We start from the raw sequence: 284 nt of genomic DNA on the forward strand, positions 1-284 counted from the left end.
GCGCTTTCAAGGGAGCCAATATGCAACTGGCCACGCGGCATTGATCAAAGTCGATGCCGATGGCACGGTAAACCCGAACGGAGCGTATTACGCATTCCGTCTTGATATGCATCAGACGGGGGCGAATCCATTCCTCTCGCTCGATCAGCTGAAGATCTACCAGTCGGCCAATGGCAGTCTTGGTGCGGGCAGCTTCGCGGCCGGCCCTGACACCGCCGGGACGGACCCCAACTTCCATTTCACTTCTGGGGTGAAGAAGGCGCTGGGCAAGCAAGCGATCGGCA

1 protein-coding gene is annotated in these 284 nt (G+C 58.8%); it reads left to right on the forward strand.

Annotation, left to right across the window (positions count from 1 at the left end; all coding sequences use genetic code 11):
• Positions 1 to 40 precede the first annotated feature (40 nt).
• Positions 41 to 284: hypothetical protein (locus tag EN862_RS35825; RefSeq protein WP_135913353.1), on the forward strand; the 244-nt coding region annotated here is incomplete at its 3' end.

The organism is Mesorhizobium sp. M2E.F.Ca.ET.219.01.1.1 (genome assembly GCF_004016445.2).
GTDB lineage: Bacteria > Pseudomonadota > Alphaproteobacteria > Rhizobiales > Rhizobiaceae > Mesorhizobium.